Raw genomic sequence first — 19,479 nt, 5'->3', positions numbered from 1 at the left:
CGGCTACTTGCCGACCTGGGGTATTCCTTGCAGTTCAAACAAGGGACGGATCTCGACGGTCCCTCGTTGGGCTGCAGGAAATTTCCGGGCAACCTCAATCGCGTCGTCTAAGTTCGGCACGTCGATAAGCACATAGCCCCCGAGCTGTTCCTTCGTTTCGGCAAAGGGGCCATCGGTCACCTCTAACCGGCCTGACTTACAGCTTAAACTGGTGGCCGAACTAACCGGCAACAAGGGAGACGCCCCCAGGAACTCTCCTTTCGCTTGCAATTGATGACAAACGTCTAACGCCAAATCCATTTGTCCTGGCAGTTCCTCTTCTGTGAAGACACCTTCGGTATGGTACATGAGCAAAATGTATTTCATTGCGATCTCCTGGTAAGGTTCCAATTTGCACACCGCTCGTGCTACCAATCGAGTCGAGGCAACCGTCGATTCAGCCAACACGCGTTGTGATGATTGGCCGAACGAAGTCATCTTAAATAGACGGCCCCTACGAAGGTCGTCTCCTCACCCCCTACAGGCCTGTGAGTTAGAAAGTGGGCACTACTTTAGGTTACAATAAGCTCGTTGATTTTCCCTCCCACCAATTCTCCTCGTTTGGAACACTTCAGCCAATGAAGACGCTGCTCCACGCTCTGACGTGCTGCTTAATGCTTAGCATGCTCGCCTCTGACGGTTTTGCCGAAACCAAGAAACCGAACATCATCGTGATCATGGCCGATGACCTTGGCTACGGCGATGTCGGCTGCTATGGCTCGAAGGCCATTCCGACTCCGCATATCGATGCCTTGGCCAGCGATGGGCTGCGGTTCACCAGTGGGTACTGTTCTACCTCGACGTGCACGCCGACCCGTTTTGCTTTTCTGACCGGCATGTACGCGTTTCGTCAGCAAGGAACCGGCATTGCTCCGCCCAATGCCACTTCGATCATCAAACCGACAACCGAGACCTTTCCGAAAGTGCTACAAAACGCTGGCTACAAAACAGCCGTTGTGGGCAAGTGGCACTTGGGTTTGGGCGAAGGGGAAGGCCCAGACTGGAATGGCGAACTAAAACCAGGCCCCCTAGAACTTGGGTTCGACTACTGCTTCCTGTTGCCCACCACGAACGACCGAGTACCGAGCGTTTACGTGGAAAACCACCGTGTCCGCGATCTCGATCCCAGCGATCCGCTGTGGGTTGGCAATAAAAACCCAGATGGCCAACCGACCGGCGTTACGGCTCGCGACACCTTGAAACTCGATTGGAGCCACGGCCACAACAATACGATTCATAACGGTATTGGCCGCATTGGCTTCTTCACCGGCGGGCACGCAGCGCGTTGGCGAGACGAAGACCTGGCCGACGAATGGGTGAAGAAATCGAAAGGATGGATCCAAGCCAACAAAGACGAACCCTTCTTTCTATTCTTCGCTTCGCACGATACGCACGTTCCTCGCATGCCGCACGAACGCTTCCAAGGCAAAACCTCGGTTGGCCTGCGTGGCGACGCGATCGTTCAGCTTGATTGGTGCGTGGGCGAGCTAGTAAACCAACTGGACGAACTGGATCTGAGCGACAATACACTGATCGTCTTCTGCAGCGACAACGGCCCGGTACTAGACGACGGCTACCAAGACGGCGCCGTTGAAAAACTGGGGGACCACCTCCCGGCGGGACCATATCGCGGTGGCAAGTACACACCGTTTGAAGGAGGTACACGCACCCCCTTCATCGTGAAGTGGCCTGCCGTTGTTCAACCGGGCGAGACCTCGGACAAGATGATCACCACGACCGATCTCGGGGCAACATTCGCCGCGATCGTAGGACAAGAAGTACCGTTCGGGGCGTTGCCAGACAGCGAAGTCCTTACCGAAACTCTACTAGGTAAAGCCGATGCCAAAGGGCGCGACTACGTGGTCGAAGAATCTCCACGTGGTATTGGTTTGCGTGTGGGCAAATGGAAACTGGTTCGCCTAAAGAACAACCAGATTTCACTTTTCAATCTAGCCAGCGATCCTGGCGAAACAACCGACGTTGCCAAGGAACATCCTGCCAAGCTGAAAGAACTGCAAACGTTGCTGGCGAAAATCGAAGCGAAGAAGTAACGCCAACCGCGAATCACTGGCAATGAAATCGAAAGGGCTCGTAACAAACGAGCCCTTTCTTCTTTTACGGTTTGCGTGCCCGTTGCCGATTGGGTTTGGGCACATCGTCAGGCAAAGGGCCTGCCAGGGGAGGTGTCTCGAAGTACTTACCCTCGTCGATTACACGTGGATCGCCACTTGCTTTCAGTTCGTCCATCAACCGCTTGGTCAACGCGGACTTCACCTCAGCATAGCTCGGCTCGTCCGCCACGTTAGTCATCTGAGCAGGATCTTTCTTCAGATCATACAGCTCGATGTGTGGCCGCTTGCCGTAGTTCCGCTCGAACAGCGGCTTCACTGCCGGATCGTTCCGATGTAGCACCAAGTAGGCTTTCGTCGGACTGGCATCGTCATCAGGAAACGTTACCGCTGTCTGGTTCGTCAGTTCATCCTGGGTAGGCGGGCTATCGCTGTCCAAGTGGTAAGGTTCGCCGAGTGGCCAGCGGTCGGGTTTGAAATTGATAATCAATTGATAGTCGGCGGTTTGAATGCCACGCATCGGGTAGGGCAAATTGCCGCTTCGGGCCATCTCAACGTGACGTTCGCGACCAGTCAGCGCAGCGGTACGGGTCGGGTCGACCAGGCCTTCTTTCTCGGACTTCAGCACCGGCCACAAACTTTTGGCTGTCATTACCTCTGGTACCGGTTCCCCAGCCGCTTCGAGAAACGTTGGTGCCAAGTCGGGCAAAATCGTAAAGTCATCAACGACCCGGCCACCTTGCACGCCTGGGCCTGCAATCGCCAAGGCGACATGCGTTCCAAAGTCGTACAGGTTGCATTTTCCTTCCGGAAAACCAGGGGGGCCGTGATCACCGCTAACGACGATCATCGTGTTGTCGAGTTCGCCAGCTTGCTTCAACTCTTCCACTAAGATCCCCAGAGCCGCATCGAATGCTTGAATCTCGCCGAGATAGTCGGCCAAGTCTTGTCGAACCACGGGCACATCAGGCATAAACGCCGGCATCTTGCCTTTTAAATCGTCAGGCTCGATCCCCCAAAGCTCTTTCCCACTGCCAGCGATCCATTTGCGATGGACATTGGTCGGACCAAACCAATAACAGAACGGAGCGTCTTCGTTTCGGTCGTTTAGAAAAGCCTGAAAGTTACCACGAACTTGGCCATAAAGTTCTTGCTTGGCCTCTTCCACCGACTTCCCTTGCTTGATCAAAGCGGTGGCCCGTTGCGAGAACTGGTTGAACGCTCCGCCTGTCTTCTCGTAGGCGTAACGCTTGCCCCCATAAGGCGCATCGACCGGAGTCCCAGGACTCCAAACCTTATAAGTTTGTCCGATATGGTAGCCAGCGTCGTGCAGCAAAAGCGGATAGCTGGGAATCGTCGGATCCCACACAGCACCACGCAAAATAGCCCCGCGACCAGTTCGCCAGAAGTATTGCCCTGAAAGCAGCGAACTGCGACAAGGCGTACACGAAGGAGCATTCACAAACGCATTCTTAAACAAAACGCCTTGCCGGGCGATCTGATCGAAATTGGGAGTCCGTACCACATCGTTGATGCCGCCAGGTTCAAGCTGACCATAGATACTCGCCTGCTTCCCCCAATCGTCGGCAAAGGCAAATACAATGTTCGGTCGCTTCGTCTCTGCCGCCCCAGATAACGACGCAAATATCCCCCAGGCAACAACCCACAGCGCAGCAAAAAGAATGCGTTTCATGAAGAGAGGTTCCTTAAGAGCAAGAGACGAGGCGACGAGAGACCGAGGTGAGATAAAGGGCGAGCGTCTTGCATTCTAACCAGTGGTACCGGCAACATCCATCTGCCGGACAATCTTCTGCAGCGTGCGGCGGTACTTAAAGTAATCGACTTCCAAACGATGCCGTGGCGTGGTCAAGAAATGCTGACGCGAGGTTGCTGTGCTGTGCGGAGTACTTTTCTGTCGGCGAAACAACTCGGCCTGGGGATCTCCCTTCCGATAGGCATTCAAAAAGCGTGCAATGACCTGGGCCTGAAGATCGGTCAACGGCCACTGTCCGCTGTTGGGTTGAATCATGCCCGCCACGAAGATCGTATCGTCCGTCGGATGAAACGCATGCAGATAAAGCTGAGGAATCCCATCCACCGTGTTCAGTAACTCTGGCTGGATGAAGGGGAACGTAAGCTGATAACCGGTGGCCACAATGATTGTGTCAAAGGTCTCGCGGCGACCGTCGATGAATTCGACCTGGTTGCCATCCAACATGCGAATATCAGGAAAGACGGCCAGCTTGCCATGGCCTGCGTAGTATGGCAGTTGGGAATTGATAATCGGATGGGCTTCAAACAATTGGTGTTCTGGCTGCGGTAATCCATATCGCTGAGGCCGACCGATCGTCCAGTCGACAACCAACTGGGAAAGCCATCGCTGCCAGGCCTGAGGAAGAGGCCAGCGTCGCACCCGGTCTCCGACCACATCGGCCGGCTTACCCCGGATGAACTTGGGAAAGAAATGGTAGCCTCGCCGCATGCTAATTGCGGCTAACCGTCCATGAATGGCGGCTTCCACGGCGATATCACAGCCGCTATTACCGGCCCCCACCACCAGTACTCGGCGATCTTGCAACTGACGGTGATGCTTGTAATCGTGTGCGTGAAGCAACTCGCCAGAAAACTGGCCAACAAACTCTGGCATTATGGGAACAGCGTGATGTCCGTTGGCAATAACCACGGCATCATACTTTTCAACCATTGAAGACAGACCGTCCGAGGGGGAAACGGTTAAGTTCCAGCCATCATTGCATTTTTCTATTCGTTTAACGGCAATTTTTTTGCGAATATACTGACCTAAGTCGAACCTCTCTACGTAAGAGTTGAGGTAAGCTAGCACTTGGTGGTGGCTGGGATACTCAGGGTACTCGTCTGGCATCGGGAAATCGGCGAACTGCGTCATTCCTTTCGAGGAGATCAGATGCGTCGATTCATAAACGCTGCTGAAGGGAGATTGAATATCCCAATTCCCACCGATCCGTTCACCTCGGTCGACACAAGTTGCCTTGATTCCTAATTGGCGCAAAGTCTTCAGCGTGACAAGCCCTGATGGCCCTGCCCCGATGACAAGCACATGAAAGTCGGCGGAGTGATGCATGGTTGCCATTGTAGCCGCTTGCAGGTGAAGGGTGAGGATCGATACAGCGGAAGATGACGTTCCATTATCACGTATTCAATCTGCTGTGAGTTTCCTCTAATCAGAAGTGATCAAACAATTGCCAGGGCCATTTTTCGTTCATTTGTAGATAATTTACCGACACCTTTGGTCTCTTCTAGTGTTTAGTAGTAGAATTAGATAATTGCAGAATTTTATTGCTGCTTATCATAACTACTGTAGTAGCCGCTACTTTTGATAGCGTGCCACCCCTCACATGAACAGATTTTTGGATAGTTGGCGTTTTTTCATACAAGATTACTAGCCTTTTGGTTAATTTCTGAAATAATTTGTTTCTTAGGTAGCAAAATTCTTTTTTAGCAGACTAGAATTTTTTACACGCGATATCAACTTTCCTAGGAAGCGCGGAACAATTCCTGGGTTGGTTTTAACCCTGGGTAACTTTTAGTTACTCAACACAACTCGATCCAAGTTGTGGTAAATCATTCGAAGAGGCTTTGAATGCGTTTCAACAAAATCACTTCTGCGGAAGATTTCCAACTGGTGAATAGCTTCGATGAAGTGAAGCGCCGTTTGTTGGAAGAAACTAAGTTTTCGGATCGGCTCGACAAGCCGTTGGCATACTGGGCTCTGCCCAATGATCGACGTCTGCCGTTGGCCTTTCTAGGCCGAACGATTGGCGACTTACTTGCCACGCCGTTCGAAGAACTCTCGGCCACTCCCGGGATTGGCCAGAAGAAAATCAGTTCTTTGGTCACCCTGCTGAACCGGGCCACCAAGGAAGACGCTGGCTTCGAGCCTTCTCAGGCTGCGGCCCCTGAAGTCGCTGCCGACGACCACTTCTCGACCAAAAGCCCGCTAGATGCCGATGGCAACTTCGATCCTGCTTTGGTTTCGGAAGTCTTGTGGCTACGTTGGCGCGAAACGGTGCGTCGTCACAACCTCGGCAACGAATGCCTGGGCCGCTTGGCGCCGACACTGATGGACTTGCCGACGGTCATCTGGAACACGCCGCTTGAGTTCTACATGGGTCACAGCTTGGCTGAAATCCGCCGCCTGAAGACCCACGGCGAAAAGCGGATTCGAGTTGTCCTGGAAGTCTTTTATCGCGTCCATGAGACGTTGGATTTGGCTCAAGGCCAACCTCATTTGGCAATTTTGCTTCGTCCGAAGTTTGTGCCGGTGCTTCAATCGTGGGGCTTGGAACGCTTGGTGGGTGAAGCCCCGCTTAGCCGCAGCGACGTAATGGATCGCCTGACTCGCCCGATGTTGCAGCAGATCTTAGTCGATGCTGGCGAAACGGTGCACGACTTAGCAGCCGGTCGCCTTGGTATCGAAGGCTCTCCGCAGAGTGTGCGAATGCAGGCCCGGAACCTGGGTGTTACCCGTGCTCGTATTTATCAACTGTTGGAAGACTGCCAGAAGATCATGTCGGTCCGCTGGCCTGAAGGGCGTCCGCTGTTGGAATCGCTCTGCCGTAAGATTGACGAGAAGCCCGGCGAATCGGAAGCCTACCAACTGCTGACCGCCACTCGCGATCTGTTCTACGCTACCAAGACGGACGAGGAAGAAGCAGGTGCCGAAGAGTTTGAAGCCTCGAGCAATTAGCTTGCTGCTTTCCTTACGATAAATAAAAAGAGGCTGGAACCGATCGGTTCCAGCCTCTTTTTTTGTTCTTGCCGGAGAGCAAACGTGGTGGTCTCCACGTTCATCCTGTCGACCGCGTACTACGCAGCGTGGCGGTGATATGCGGAGTTTTGATCTTCCGGGCGGGGCTCGAAACGAAAGGTCTGCCCCTGACCGGCGATAACCGCGCGCACCTCATCTAAATTGGGTAAACGATGCTGAGCGGCGTTCATGTCCGCCTTAGCAGTAAGAGCCGACATCATCGTCGCCAGGGAGCCACTTCCCACGCTGCGCGATAGCCAGCCTAGCTTTCCACTTCCCTTGCCCTGCGCGGCAAACCAGTTTTGATGCCGTAGCTGCAATGTCTTCGCTAAGCGAATACGTGGCGACGTTACCTGGTTCAAATCGCAAGGATCATTGATCTCGATCTGGCAATCACTGGCCACCGGGCAAACGCCGCCAGCTTGAGCAATCCATAAGGCAATGTCCAAGTCCGCATATTCTTCCAAACGCGTACAGAAACCGCCCAGCGCTTCCAGTAGCGAGTACCGATAAAAGGCCGCTTGCCACATCGGCCCTTGCATGCTGCTGGCAGTACCAGCGGCACGAACGCCCATCGTGTCGGCTTGAACACCAAAGACCGGGTCATCGCGATCGGCAAACAAAGCCGCTGGCGTAACCGCACTGACTTCCATTCGCTCGAACTTTGGGAGCACCGTATCTAGCCAGCCTACTTCGACGGTGGCACCCGCAACCAGCGTATGCACAATGGGTGCGCGGCACATCGACCAAGCAACCGCTAGCAGTTCCATCTCGGTACGTGCTGCAGGCACTTCTACCAAGCGGACCTCGTCAGCGATGTTGTACGGATCGTCGTAGTAGCCGCAATGCGGCACAACGATCTCGCAATCGCTTGGACGATTCTCCAGTAGCGAAACTAAGGTGGTTTCTAATCGGCGGGCGTTGTTCACGCTCGGGATGACGATAGAGACTTTCAGCACAGAATCTCATCCTTCTGCCGCGGCCGGTATTTCGGGGGAATGCCAAATCGCATGAGAGTATGGGGCTAGATGGCCGGGCTCACTTTCGAAGTATTCGGACTAAACATGGTCACAAGTTTACCTGTTTTGCCTCAAAACCAACGATGACGCTGGCAGAAATTGGCAATGTCGCTTTGCTAGCTGCTTGCTGCTGGGCGTTTGGGCTCGCTCGACCAGAGCTCGAGAAGCTTCAAAACCAGCTCGACGGCCTGCTCCATTTCGTCGAGGCAAGCCCATTCCAAGGGGGAGTGCGGGTTGTGCTGTCCGGTCGAAAGGTTTGGAGTCGGCAATCCCTGGGCAGTCAAAGCCGATCCATCTGTGCCGCCACGAATTACGCTCTTATTGACTTGCCGCCCCAACGCCTGATGAGCCTTTTCAGCCAATGGTACGGCTCTTGGCTCTTTGTCGAGGCCGTCGCGAAGGTTGCGGTACTGGGGCGTGATCTTGATCGAGATTTCCGAGCCAGGAAATTCCGCTTCCACTTCCTTGGCTAAGGTCCTCAGCAGATTTGCTTGCTCGGTCAGTTCCTCCGTTTCGAACGATCGCAAGATACACTGCACGACCGTCTCTGCCACGCCTCCCTGGACGATGTAAGGGTGAATGAATCCCTCTCGCTCTTCGGTCGATTCCGGTGAGAGCTTATCAACCGGCAGCTTAGCTACCAGCAAGGATGCCGCTCGAATCGAATTCACCATACGACCTTTGGCAATCGAGGGATGAATGTTCACCCCCTTGACGGTCACCGTTGCTAGATCAGCCGAGAACGTTTCGGCGTTCAACTCGTTCGCCCCTGGACCATCCAGCGTGTAGCAAACATCTGCTCCCAGGCGTTTGAGGTCGACGTGATCGACGCCGTGACCGATCTCTTCGTCACAGGTAAATAAGATCTTCAGTGGCCCGGTCACCAGCGAGTCATTCTCTAGGATACGCTGTGCCGCTTCCAAAATAACCGCGATGCCGGCTTTGTCGTCACCACCTAACAGAGTCGTACCATCGGTCGTGATCAACGTGCAACCATGCAAATCATTCAACTCGGGATTATCTTTTACCGTGATCACCTTCGAGCGATCGCCAGGCAAAGGGATATCGCCGCCAGCGTAATTGTGGATGACCTGAGGCTTAACGTTCGCTCCGGTCGTTTCCGGCGAAGTGTCGACGTGCGAATTGAGCGCCACCACGGGGCAATCGGTCACCTTGCCAGGCACGGTTCCGTAAACAATCCCGAACTTGTCTTGCTCGGCGTCGACAATCCCCATCTCGCGCATTTCTTCCGCCAGCAACTTGCCGAGCACTAACTGACCGTCGCTGCTAGGATACTTCTCGCCCGGCTCTCCGGCGGTGGTATCGATTTGAGTGTACTTCAGAAAACGGTTCAGTAATCGTTCGCGGCTCATGTCAGTTCCTTGGCTGGGCAAATTCATTTCCACCAGCTTAGTAAAACTGGCTCGAATCCAACAGACACGGTCCCTTTCTCCCGTCGTTTCAGCGGCCATGTTGTGCTAGGTTGTAGCCATCAACTTAGGCGTGCGGTGAAATTTTAGAACGGAAGGCTAAAACCATGGCGGAAGCGGCGGTGCGATACCTGGTGTTCGATGTCGAATCGGTCGCCGATGGTCAACTCGTTTCGCGACTGAAGTACCCCAACGAGGGTCTCTCGCCAGAGGAAGCCGTCAACAAGTTCCGGGCCGAACTGCTCGCGGAAAAGGGCAGCGATTTCATCCCCTACACTTATCAAGTGCCGGTCTCGGTAGCGATTGCCAAACTCGATATCGATTTGAACCTCATCGATCAGGTCGTTCTCGACTCTCCGAAGTTCCGCCCGCCGGTCATTACCGATCATTTTTGGCGAGGCTGGAAAGCGTATCGCAGGCCGACGTTCGTGACCTTCAATGGTCGAGCGTTCGATATCCCGCTAATGGAACTGGCTGCGTTTCGCTTTGGCCTGAGCGTGCCAGATTGGTTCAATTTGAATGCCAAGAACTTCGAGCAGTCGCGTTACCGCTACAACACCGATTCGCATCTCGATCTCTACGACATTCTGACCAACTACGGAGCCAGCCGGTTCACTGGTGGTTTGAACCTGGCAGCGAACCTGCTAGGCAAGCCGGGCAAAATGGAAATCGAAGGTTGGATGGTGCAAGATCTTTACCACGCGGGCAAGCTGGAAGAGATCAACGAGTATTGCCGCTGCGATGTGCTGGATACCTACTTCGTGTTTCTCCGCAGTTGCGTGCTACTAGGCAAGCTGACGTTGGAACGCGAACAAGAACTGATCCAGCAAACCAAGCATTGGCTCGAACAACGCACCGCAGAAACGCCCATCTACCAAACCTATCTCGACGGCTGGGGCGATTGGGAAAACCCTTGGGAAGCAGATAGCTAAGCGGCCATGAAGATCGGTCTGTTTTGCCCAGAAGTGCCTGGCCACCTGAATCCCATGACCACGCTGGCCAGCGAACTGGTCGCCCAAGGGCACGAAGTTACCATGGTCGGTTGTCAACGTGCGGCCAGTATCGTCGCGCGAGCTCAGCTTCCCTTCTATCCCCTGGGGCCAGACGATCCACTGAACGAAAAGCTGGAAGCAGGCTTTCGTCTGCTGGGAACCACCAGTGGCTTTCAAGCGATGATGCAGACCGGCAAGATCTATGCCCTACACTGTCAGCTTTCACAAAAGTACCTTCCTCAGGCACTCAATGAACTGAACCTCGATGGCTTGGTGATCGATCAGGTTTGCCCTGTTCCCGCTTTAGAAGCAGAACGCCGTGGCCTTCCCTATGCGGTGGCTTGCAATGCGTTGGCCGTTTATTGGGATCCCTTGGTTCCTCCGCCCCCGTTGGCGTGGGACTATCGCAACGACTGGTTCGGGCGGGCACGTAACGAACTTGCCAAGCACATGGTCTTGGCGGCTTACTATTGGTTTGCCTCTAAACGCGAAACGGTCGACCCGCTCCTTTTGATTCGGGAAGTCGAGCGAGGCGTTATCCATGTTGCTCAGCAACCAGACTTCTTCGAATACCCACGTACAACCTACCCACCCAACTTGCACTTTACCGGCCCCTGGCATCGGGCAGCCCGTGACGACGCGACGGTCGATTTCCCGTGGGATTGGCTCGACGGACGGCCGTTGATCTATGCCTCGATGGGCACGTTGCAGAACAACTTGAACCACGTTTTTCACAGCATTGTTGAAGCCGTGAAAGACTTGCCCATGCAAGTTGTGCTCAGCAAAGGGGGCGGCCTAGTCGATCTACCGGGCAAGCTTCCCGACAACGTCTTGGTTGTCGAGCGGGCCCCACAGCTTCGCCTATTAGAACGGGCGAAGCTGGTCATTACCCATGCGGGGATGAACACCGCTTTGGAGTGCCTGGCCCAGGGCGTGCCCATGCTGTGTTTGCCGGTCACCAACGATCAGCCAGGCGTTGCCAAACGGGTCGAGTACCTCGGCAATGGGCGCTGTATTCCGGTGCGTCACGTGACAACAGCGCGGCTGCAACGCGAACTTACGCGCATGCTGCAGGACGATTCCTTTCAACGGAAAGCCACCCAGTTCGCCGATCGCTTAGCCACCTACGACGGCGCCGAAATGGCCGCCAAGCTTATCGTTCAAGCACTACATTCGCAGCAGCCGGTTCCGAACCCAGCCCACGCTGCCAAGTCAGCCGCGCGGTAAGTTCTTACTTCACTTGCTCGATCGCGGCAGGCAATTCCGGATCGGCCAAGCCCAGGGCAGCACGTCCATCGTCCAGCCGAAAATTGACATCGAACTCCAAGTTTTCGATCACCGGGTCGTAGAATTTGGTGACCGCCTCAGGGGAGACATCTTTCTTCAACGGACGAACGATCCGAAAACCGACGCCGGTAGAAATCGGATCGGTGTACCACCACGGGCTAAGGGGGTTATTGGGATCTTCTCCCTTCCAATCTTCTTCCGAGCTTTCCAGCTTGGCAGCCAAACGGCAATCGATTGCCTTATCGTCCCAGCCTCCTCCCTTGAGCATCATCGACTCGACTTCCGTGGGCCAGTTCACGCTTTGCTGGGCAGAAACCGTTTTCCCGGCCAGCCGCTGGTACCCTTCTTCATCGTATTGATCGAGCACCCACTCCCAGACGTTGCCATGCATGTCGTACAAGCCAAACGGGTTCGGCTTCTTCTCTTTGACGAAGTGTGGGCGTTCTTCCGAGTTGTCGACGAACCAGCCATATTCCGCGAGCTTCTCTGGCTCGTTGCCAAAGTGATAGGCCGTGGTTGCTCCGCCAGCGGCTGCATATTCCCATTCCGCTTCGCTCGGCAAACGGATTTGCTGGCCGGTCACACCACTAAGCCACTTGGTATACTGCCGCGCGGCATAGTTGGTCATGGTGATCGCCGGTAGCTGGGGGTTCTCGCCATACTTGTACGTAAAGCCAGGATCATGCAGCGGCGTAGGGATCGTGACGGCGTGGACTCGATTGGTATCCGTAACTCCTCGAACCCCATCCCGGTCGAACTTCTTGAAAATGTCGTACATCGCCATGAAGGGATAATACTGTCCCCAGGTCGTTTCCGTTTCTGCCATCCAGAACGGATCGATCGTGACGGTCACTTCCGGAGCTTCGGCAGCGGTATGCCCGGCTTCGCTTTCTGGGCTGCCCAATTTGACCGTTCCGCCAGGGATCGGAATCATTCGTAGCTTGGCCGTCGAATTGGGTACAGCTATCTCGTAAGGAACCATGTACCCTTCTTCGATCTTGACAAACGGCCCCGCTGCAGGCTGCTCGCTTTGAATTCCCACGATGTCTTCTGCCTCGGTCCAACGGGCCCAAATTGCCGTCATCAACAAGACCAGAACGATTGTACGCAGCGCAAACATGGCAGGCTCCGAAAACCAGGAGGATAGATTTCCCAAGAAGATATCCCGCGTAAACCATATTTGTCAACAAGATTCTTGAACCAAGCTACCGCAGAAGCATTCCCCTGGATTACCTGCCCGGTCCCCCTTAGCAAGCGATGGCCGTTTAGCCGTGGTAGTAGTCGGTTAAACTAGCGTGTTGCCGGAGTTAATCTAACGGTTTGTTAACCGGTGCCATGCTCTCGTCTTCGTGAGCCTGCGAAGCGAACAAGAACATGCCGACGAACACGACGGCATGGCACCCCAAACTCTTCCGGCAGAAGTAACGCCGGTTTAGTTGCATGACTGGTCGGTTAAGCTAGGAGCGTGGTTCGAATTTCCCCTGTCAGAAGATTGCCTCCCAGATGAACACGCCCGATTCCGTTGGCCAGCAACTGCATGCCCTGAACCAACTTCGAGCGGACCTCGCTGCGGCGGAGTCGCATGCCCAATTAAAGCAGGCGTTGGGCGATCCCTCGAATCGGGTTGTTGAGCGCGCAGCCGAGTTGATCGCCGAGACAGAAGAAAACTCCTTCACTCCGCCACTCTTGAAAGCCTATTGGCGACTCAAACGGAATCCCCTCAAGAAGGACCCTGGCTGCCTCGGTAAGACGGCGATCGTGAAAGCGTTAATCCAACTTGAACATACCGACCCAGAGGTCTTCCGCGACGGGGTCGTTTATCAGCAGATTGAACCACACTGGAAAGGAGACCGCGACACGGCTGCGGAACTGCGTGGCATCTGCGCGATCGGGCTGGTCCACTTCGTGCCGACGCTCGAAGTATTGAATCACTGCGCGATGCTGCTTGTCGATCGATGGCCGGAAGCCCGCTTAGGGGCGGCGCAAGCGCTGGGTGCCCTGGGACAAGCCGAGGCAACGCCCCTATTGCGGATGAAACTAAAACTAGGGGACGATCAAGCGGAAGTTCACGGCGAATGCTGCTCGGCGTTATTGAAGATTGACCGAGAGGCAGGCCTTGAAATCCTCCGTCCCTTTCTCGCTTCGCACGATGCCGATTGCTGCGTGCAAACGGCACTTGCCCTGGGAGAAGCCAAGCTCCCTGGCACGTTCGATCTATTACGAAGCACCTGGGGGCATCGGTCGGAACTGGGGGTTCGCGAAAGCTTGCTCCTTTGCATCGGCCTATTGCGTTCGTCTGAATCGCAAGACTTCTTACTCTCACTAATCGATGCCCGCGACCTCCGCACCGCAGCCGATGCGGTCAAGGCCCTCCGCCTTCACGGCGACCAAGGAGAAATCCGCCAGCGCACCGAAATGGCGGTCGAGAAGACCGGCAGCGAGGAACTTAGGCGTGTGTTTCGCACCGAGTGGCAATAAGAAGGCTGGCTTCGCTATTGCTCTTCGGAATAAACGGGAGACGGACAAATGAGCAATACGTTATTGCTACGACATTATCCAATGCCCATCAACGAAAATAATTGCACCTTCATCTCCCTATCACTAATATGGTCGCACCGCGATTATCAGCTTCATCATAGTCCCCCAATGCGAATGCCCTTTTTATGCGCAAGATCAAGACAATCTATTCTGCCAGCAAATGGTTCTTAGGCGGCTTCGTCCTTGTTGGCGTCGGCATCACCCAAGCCATTTATGGTTGGATTGGAGAAGCAATGTGGATGCGGGCTTTGTATGGCGTGGTTTGCCCGCTGTTAGGCATTTTGATTTCGCTGATCGGCTTTGCGATTCTATATATCGAAATTTTTGGCACGGAACAAAAGCCAGGAAAGGCTGCGGAGCCCAAGCAAGAAGCGGGCTAACTCCGACGCGATATTCTTGTCACGTTTCTTTCCTGATGAGTTACCGCTTTTCCTTCGGCAAGGTAGCAATAGGCTGGGCCGCGCCTCCTTCGTAGATGCTGAACTCGGCCCAGACCGGTAGATGGTCTGAAATCTCCAAACCTTCGGCCAACGTCAGATTGTATTGTCGCAAGAAGTCGAACACGCCGCTGCGACAGGTGTATTCGCTGGTGGCAGTCCGTTGCATGAAGATGTTGTCGTACAGTTCGGTCCCGCGCGTGTTGGTCGTCACACCACTGATTGCCCAGTTAATGCCTGGGATGGTGGCCAGTTGACCCATCTTCGATTCGTTCGCATTGAAGTCCCCCAGCAAGATCACGTCGTCCTCTTGCCGTCCGTCGTCTCGTACCGCGCGGAAGACGTCGTCCATCACGTTCATCTCTTGCTCGACCTCGTCTGGGTCGACATGCACGTTGACTAACGTGAACGTAAACGCCTGACTCGGATCAGGCCCGCGAACACGGAACCAGGCAATTAGCGGTTCGCGATGCAAAACGTCGTACGGATCTTGGGCCGTATAAACCTGCGATCGATCGACCTGGAGACTGGCCGTATCGAAGATATAGGCAAACTGTTCTTTGCTTTGTGTTCGTCCCAGCCGAGGGCCAATGACGAAATCGTAATGTCGGCCGGTGGAGTTGATCAGCTCTATAAAGCTAGGAATTAAACCGTCCGACTTGCTGCGGATTTCCTGAATCGCCACTACATCAAACTGGCGAACTATTTCCGCCAAGCGGGCCATGACTTCCGGCTTTTGCGATTTTGCGGTGCCAAAGACTTGAATATTGAACGAAGCGATACGGATAGTATCTTGCTTGCGGGCCATTGTCGGGACGGTGCCCGGCAAATGATCCTCTGTTCCAGAAGCTGCCGCAGAGTCATTGCGCGGAACGACAACCAGGTTATCTAACCCGTTAATCTGGTAATTCTGAAAGAAGAACCAAGCGCCAGCACCAGCAACGATGGCCAACAGCAAGGCACTAACTCGCTTCACCGCTTTCTCTCCCGCGATCGATTCAGATCTAACAGTACGTCCCGAAAGTCTTGAGCAACGGGACTAGTCTTTCCACACTTCTCCGCTGCGCACACAACAGGGGTGCGAGACCTTACAGCAAACAGGCAAAGCGGTTCCAGATCATTTCCGCGCGAAATCGTTGTCAGACGTGCTATCGGCGCCTATCTTGGAGGGGGTTTGATTCTGCTTTCAGGAGTTACTTTCTTTTGCACCGGACTGCTATCATCGCGAACTTGCTCTGGCTTGCTCTGTGCCCCTTGGCATTGCGCGGCGAAGTCGTAGAGTTGTCCAACGGTCGCCAGTTGGATGCTACGCCGGTTCACAATTCAGCGCGAGCCCAAGCGAGCCAAGTGGAATTGGAAGTGGGCAGCTTTGGTACCGTTGTCCTCCCGAAAGAGCAGATCCGCCGGGTTGAAAGTCCGCAGATCTCAGAAGACGCCTACTTTGACGAAGCCAGCAAATACGCCGACACGGCCGAAGACCAATGGAAATTGGCTCAATGGTGCAGCCAGAACGGCTTAGAGCATTCTTTCCTACGCCACGCTCAGCATGTGCTTGAATTAGACCCCAACTTCGCCCCAGCTCGGCACGTGTTGGGCTATCAACAGCGGGGCACGCAGTGGGTTAGCCAAGACGAGCTACAACGCGAGCGTGGTTACATCCGGCACGATGGCAAATGGATGACCGTACAAGAAGCCGCGCTGGCTGTTGCCCATGAAAAGCACAAGCAACGCCTAGTCGATTGGTCGTTACGTCTACGACGATGGCGGCAACAACTCGGCAAAAGCAAAGCCCCGGAAGTGCAAATCGATTTTGAAAACGAGAGCGATCCGGATATGGTGCCTGGCCTGATCAGCTTGCTAGGAGACGAGGCAAATTCCGATTTGGTCGAACTTTACATCCGTGTTCTCGGTCGCATCGATAGCTACCAGGCCCGTACTTTCCTGATGGAGAACGCCGTTTTTCAAAACAATCCGAACCATCGGCTGCTTTGCCAGCGCGAAGTCGTCCGCAATAAAGACCCGCGGATGGTCGAATTCTACGCAAGTTTCCTGAGAAGCTACGACAACGCGATCGTTAATCGCACGGCCGAAATCTTGGGCCTGCTCGACTACCCGACGGCGATCGGGCCACTCGCCAGCGCGTTGCAAACCCGTCACCTGGCCCCTCATTCGGCGAATTACACCTATTTTTACACTGCGGCTCGCCCTACTTTGTTCTTTGATATCAACGGCCCGCGGGCCTCGTACCGCTCGTTAACGCTGCAGCAATTCCTCAGCCGTAGCAATAATGCCTACGACACGGTATGGATTGAAAACCACGGCGTTCGCCAGGCACTAATTAAGATCTGCGATGGAGAAGACTTCGGCTTCGATCCTGCCCCCTGGAAGGCTTGGTACAAAAAGGCTTACGCCCCCCAATCGCCTAACATACGGCTTTCCCGCGACCATTAATTGCGGCGGAAAGTATTTCACCCTTCAACCGCGTTTTGCTGCAAGTCTTCCAGATCGATGAATTCGAGCGTCGAGATATGTGTCGACTCGAGTACAACCCTCGGAGCGACGCCGGCTTCAAATGCCTCTTTCCAACGAAGCGCGCACAAACACCAGCGATTCCCAGGTTTAAGTCCAGGAAAGCCCCATTCGGGATGAGGCGTGGAAAGGTCGTTCCCCACATGCCGCGAAAAAGCCAGGAATTCCTCGGTCATCTCAGAGCAAACCAAATGCAGCCCCGTATCATCCGCTCCTGTATTGCAGCAGCCATCGCGATAGAAACCGGTTAATGGGTCGTGGCTGCAATCTTGCAGGTCCGTTCCGAGGACATTTTTTGCCATGATGTACTGATGCTTTCCGTCTAAAGGGAGATCCAACTTTGCGCTAACGCCAATCTTAACGGGCGATCGGTTGCCGCAAGTCCCCATTGCGGGAGAACTTACCCCAAATGGTGGGTCGAATAGGGAAAACTTGCAATTCTTTCTCGGCGCAACTACGATACCGGAGTATCTCGGTACCGTTTTACTGTACTGAATTCAACACCTTGTACTCCCCGACGTAGAGTGGAAGGTGCTCTTCAAGGACGAAGGACGACGGTTAAATCAATCGTGTCTTGTGAGGGATCTCACCGTCCGCGGCTTCGCGGAATCGTCACTAGCTAGTCCGAAAAATCAAGTCTTCACGCCGTAGCGCCCTTCGAGCGCGGCCAACCGATCGGTTCCTGGGGAGTTTATTTTGATGACGAGGAACGTTATCGCCTGCGGGCTATTGTCCTGCCTAAGTCTGTTGCTGCCTGCCTTGGTAACCCAAGAATCAGCGGCGCAAGACACTGTTTTGACAGACCTGTACGGCAGTGGTGTCCACGCCTACTACCGGGGAGACTTCGCCGAAGCGCAGAAACTACTCGGAACGGTCGTCGAGGAAGGCACATCCGACCCACGCGTTTATTACTTCCTTGGCTTGGCCGATCATAAGCTAGGCGAAGAGGATCAAGCCAAAGCCAACTTCACCAAAGGGGCCGAACTAGAACTAGACCGTTCTCAAGTTTACCCCGTCAGCAAGTCGCTGGAACGAGTCCAAGGTTCTGAACGCTTGTTGCTAGAAGAATATCGAGAAAAGGTCCGTACGGCAGTCTATCTGCAGAAGAAGAAAGAAGAACGCGCCCTGTACGAAGCTCGTAAGTCGGCCGAGGAACAAGTCCTTCGCAGTCGGGCGAAGAAAGCTGCCCAGGACATCCCGGTTAAAGTTCCTGCAGCGGACGAAACCGATCCGTTCGGTTCGCCAGGCGCCGCTGCCGTGCCAGATATGCCGGCTCCGGTCGAAGAGACAGAAGAAGCTGCTCCTGCCGATCCTTCCGCCAACCCATTTGGTGGTGCCCCGGCAGAAACTCCCGCTGTCGATACCAACCCGTTTGGCGAATCGCCTGCCGCCACGCCAGCAATGGACACCAACCAGTTTGGTGAAAGTCCGATGCCGGGCATGACCAACCCCAGCGAAGATCCCTTTGGTGCTTCCCCGAACACACCTGGCGAAGGCAATCAATTCGGAGCCGCTCCGGTTGATCCTCCTGCACCCATGACCATTCCGGCTGCTCCAGCGAACGACCCGTTTGGTGCGCCTCCAGAAGCTGCTCCTACCGACGAACAAGATGCCGTCCTGCCTCCTGATGCGATGAACAACGGTCTGGGTGCCGGCCCCAGCAAGCCAAACCCGGTTACCGCAGCAATCTCGGCAATTGGCGGAGCGTTGATTCCCAGTGTCAAAGTTCCTTCCATGCCAGGCATTCCAGGGATGGGGCCAGCCACGCCCGCTGACGGTGGATTTCCTGCAGGCGGTCCGATGCCTTCGAATGATCCCTTTGGTGGCCCTCCAGCCAATAACAACGATCCATTCGGTAGTTCGGCACCACGTCCTGGGGATATGCCAGCACCGAGCAACGATCCATTCGGCGGGCCGATGCCACAGCCTTCGAATGGCGACCCGTTTGGCGCTTCGGCACCTCCGGCGAATGCCCCTGGCAACGATCCATTCGACGAAAAGCCTGTTCCCAAACCAGCCGGAGACGATCCTTTTGGCAGCTCGGCACCACCATCCGACGATCCATTTGCTACTCCGCCGGCTTCTAAAAATGAAGAGCCGATCATGCCTTTAAGCCCGAAGGGAGAAGAACCTTCGGATGATCCTTTCGGCGCCCCACCCACTTCGGATGATCCCTTCGGGTCGCCGCCAGCTTCAGACGATCCGTTTGGTGGGCCTCCTGCCTCGCCAGCAGAGGCACCAGAAATGCCCGCCAACGATCCATTCGGCGACAACTAGTCCGGCAGGCGCAAGCTTGCCCGGCGAAATGCTAACGAACGAAACAAAGGCGCGTTGCATGAACGCGCCTTTGTTC

Annotated in this window: 16 protein-coding genes; 8 read left to right on the top strand and 8 right to left on the bottom strand. The window is 54.7% G+C overall.

The window, feature by feature from the left end; all coding sequences use genetic code 11:
• Nucleotides 1-3 precede the first annotated feature (3 nt).
• Nucleotides 4-366 carry a YciI family protein gene (locus DTL42_RS08445; protein ID WP_114368500.1) on the bottom strand — a complete coding sequence of 121 codons (363 nt, stop codon included), beginning with the start codon at nt 364-366 and terminating at the stop codon, nt 4-6.
• Nucleotides 367-617: 251 nt separating this feature from the next.
• Between DTL42_RS08445 and DTL42_RS08440 the strand changes: the two genes are divergently transcribed.
• Entirely contained in the window at nt 618-2,090 is a 1,473-nt protein-coding gene (locus tag DTL42_RS08440) for a sulfatase family protein (protein ID WP_114368273.1), read from the top strand.
• Nucleotides 2,091-2,154: 64 nt separating this feature from the next.
• On the opposite strand, the gene DTL42_RS08435 is transcribed toward DTL42_RS08440, so the two are convergent.
• A complete protein-coding gene (locus DTL42_RS08435) occupies nt 2,155-3,801 on the bottom strand; it encodes a sulfatase family protein (protein ID WP_114368272.1) in 1,647 nt (548 codons plus the stop codon).
• A 75-nt stretch (nt 3,802-3,876) separates the two neighbouring features.
• On the bottom strand, nt 3,877-5,208 hold the full coding sequence (locus DTL42_RS08430; protein ID WP_158545285.1) for a flavin-containing monooxygenase: 1,332 nt from the start codon (nt 5,206-5,208) through the stop codon (nt 3,877-3,879).
• Between the two features lie 519 nt (nt 5,209-5,727).
• Here DTL42_RS08430 and DTL42_RS08425 point away from each other — a divergent pair.
• A complete protein-coding gene (locus tag DTL42_RS08425) occupies nt 5,728-6,834 on the top strand; it encodes a hypothetical protein (protein WP_114368270.1) in 1,107 nt (368 codons plus the stop codon).
• A 119-nt stretch (nt 6,835-6,953) separates the two neighbouring features.
• Here the strand turns inward: DTL42_RS08425 and DTL42_RS08420 are convergent, their stop codons facing one another.
• Together DTL42_RS08420 and pepT are read right to left on the bottom strand one after the other, a co-directional pair.
• Nucleotides 6,954-7,853 (bottom strand): glycosyltransferase, encoded by a 900-nt coding sequence (locus DTL42_RS08420; RefSeq protein WP_114368269.1) that lies wholly within the window; start codon nt 7,851-7,853, stop codon nt 6,954-6,956.
• Nucleotides 7,854-8,029: 176 nt separating this feature from the next.
• Nucleotides 8,030-9,286 carry a peptidase T gene (gene pepT, locus DTL42_RS08415; protein ID WP_114368268.1) on the bottom strand — a complete coding sequence of 419 codons (1,257 nt, stop codon included), beginning with the start codon at nt 9,284-9,286 and terminating at the stop codon, nt 8,030-8,032.
• A 164-nt stretch (nt 9,287-9,450) separates the two neighbouring features.
• Here pepT and DTL42_RS08410 point away from each other — a divergent pair, with 164 nt between their 5' ends.
• Nucleotides 9,451-10,275: a 3'-5' exonuclease gene (locus tag DTL42_RS08410; RefSeq protein ID WP_114368267.1), complete on the top strand. Its 825-nt coding sequence runs from the start codon at nt 9,451-9,453 to the stop codon at nt 10,273-10,275.
• Between the two features lie 6 nt (nt 10,276-10,281).
• The gene (locus tag DTL42_RS08405) at nt 10,282-11,562 is read left to right on the top strand and encodes a glycosyltransferase (protein WP_114368266.1); all 1,281 of its coding nucleotides are present in this window, start codon (nt 10,282-10,284) and stop codon (nt 11,560-11,562) included.
• Nucleotides 11,563-11,566: 4 nt separating this feature from the next.
• Here DTL42_RS08405 and DTL42_RS08400 read toward each other — a convergent pair whose 3' ends face one another.
• Nucleotides 11,567-12,742 (bottom strand): formylglycine-generating enzyme family protein, encoded by a 1,176-nt coding sequence (locus DTL42_RS08400; RefSeq protein WP_234824129.1) that lies wholly within the window; start codon nt 12,740-12,742, stop codon nt 11,567-11,569.
• A 383-nt stretch (nt 12,743-13,125) separates the two neighbouring features.
• Here DTL42_RS08400 and DTL42_RS08395 point away from each other — a divergent pair, with 383 nt between their 5' ends.
• A complete protein-coding gene (locus DTL42_RS08395; protein WP_114368265.1) occupies nt 13,126-14,100 on the top strand; it encodes a HEAT repeat domain-containing protein in 975 nt (324 codons plus the stop codon).
• A gap of 185 nt (nt 14,101-14,285) precedes the next feature.
• Nucleotides 14,286-14,540 (top strand): hypothetical protein, encoded by a 255-nt coding sequence (locus DTL42_RS08390; protein ID WP_114368264.1) that lies wholly within the window; start codon nt 14,286-14,288, stop codon nt 14,538-14,540.
• A gap of 40 nt (nt 14,541-14,580) precedes the next feature.
• Here the strand turns inward: DTL42_RS08390 and DTL42_RS08385 are convergent, their stop codons facing one another.
• Nucleotides 14,581-15,573 carry an endonuclease/exonuclease/phosphatase family protein gene (locus DTL42_RS08385; protein WP_114368263.1) on the bottom strand — a complete coding sequence of 331 codons (993 nt, stop codon included), beginning with the start codon at nt 15,571-15,573 and terminating at the stop codon, nt 14,581-14,583.
• A gap of 227 nt (nt 15,574-15,800) precedes the next feature.
• On the opposite strand from DTL42_RS08385, the gene DTL42_RS08380 reads away from it, so the two are divergent.
• Nucleotides 15,801-17,048: a HEAT repeat domain-containing protein gene (locus DTL42_RS08380; protein WP_114368262.1), complete on the top strand. Its 1,248-nt coding sequence runs from the start codon at nt 15,801-15,803 to the stop codon at nt 17,046-17,048.
• Between the two features lie 17 nt (nt 17,049-17,065).
• Here DTL42_RS08380 and DTL42_RS08375 read toward each other — a convergent pair whose 3' ends face one another.
• The gene (locus DTL42_RS08375; RefSeq protein ID WP_114368261.1) at nt 17,066-17,428 is read right to left on the bottom strand and encodes a DUF2237 family protein; all 363 of its coding nucleotides are present in this window, start codon (nt 17,426-17,428) and stop codon (nt 17,066-17,068) included.
• Between the two features lie 397 nt (nt 17,429-17,825).
• Here DTL42_RS08375 and DTL42_RS08370 point away from each other — a divergent pair, with 397 nt between their 5' ends.
• Nucleotides 17,826-19,403, top strand: coding sequence for a hypothetical protein (locus tag DTL42_RS08370; protein ID WP_114368260.1), 1,578 nt, complete (start codon nt 17,826-17,828; stop codon nt 19,401-19,403).
• Nucleotides 19,404-19,479: the final 76 nt, after the last annotated feature.

The sequence above is a fragment of the Bremerella cremea genome, assembly GCF_003335505.1.
GTDB classification, from domain to species: Bacteria; Planctomycetota; Planctomycetia; order Pirellulales; family Pirellulaceae; genus Bremerella; species Bremerella cremea_A.
This window is presented reverse-complemented; position numbering and strand designations above follow the sequence as displayed.

What these genes read in the sequence shown, in the direction of transcription:
- DTL42_RS08445 (WP_114368500.1), bottom strand. Translation starts at nt 366, where the DNA reads ATGAAATACATTTTGCTCATGTACCATACCGAAGGTGTCTTCACAGAA.
- DTL42_RS08440 (WP_114368273.1), top strand. Translation starts at nt 618, where the DNA reads ATGAAGACGCTGCTCCACGCTCTGACGTGCTGCTTAATGCTTAGCATG.
- DTL42_RS08435 (WP_114368272.1), bottom strand. Translation starts at nt 3,801, where the DNA reads ATGAAACGCATTCTTTTTGCTGCGCTGTGGGTTGTTGCCTGGGGGATA.
- DTL42_RS08430 (WP_158545285.1), bottom strand. Translation starts at nt 5,208, where the DNA reads ATGCATCACTCCGCCGACTTTCATGTGCTTGTCATCGGGGCAGGGCCA.
- DTL42_RS08425 (WP_114368270.1), top strand. Translation starts at nt 5,728, where the DNA reads ATGCGTTTCAACAAAATCACTTCTGCGGAAGATTTCCAACTGGTGAAT.
- pepT (WP_114368268.1), bottom strand. Translation starts at nt 9,286, where the DNA reads ATGAGCCGCGAACGATTACTGAACCGTTTTCTGAAGTACACTCAAATC.
- DTL42_RS08410 (WP_114368267.1), top strand. Translation starts at nt 9,451, where the DNA reads ATGGCGGAAGCGGCGGTGCGATACCTGGTGTTCGATGTCGAATCGGTC.
- DTL42_RS08405 (WP_114368266.1), top strand. Translation starts at nt 10,282, where the DNA reads ATGAAGATCGGTCTGTTTTGCCCAGAAGTGCCTGGCCACCTGAATCCC.
- DTL42_RS08400 (WP_234824129.1), bottom strand. Translation starts at nt 12,742, where the DNA reads ATGTTTGCGCTGCGTACAATCGTTCTGGTCTTGTTGATGACGGCAATT.
- DTL42_RS08395 (WP_114368265.1), top strand. Translation starts at nt 13,126, where the DNA reads ATGAACACGCCCGATTCCGTTGGCCAGCAACTGCATGCCCTGAACCAA.
- DTL42_RS08390 (WP_114368264.1), top strand. Translation starts at nt 14,286, where the DNA reads ATGCGCAAGATCAAGACAATCTATTCTGCCAGCAAATGGTTCTTAGGC.
- DTL42_RS08375 (WP_114368261.1), bottom strand. Translation starts at nt 17,428, where the DNA reads ATGGCAAAAAATGTCCTCGGAACGGACCTGCAAGATTGCAGCCACGAC.
- DTL42_RS08370 (WP_114368260.1), top strand. Translation starts at nt 17,826, where the DNA reads ATGACGAGGAACGTTATCGCCTGCGGGCTATTGTCCTGCCTAAGTCTG.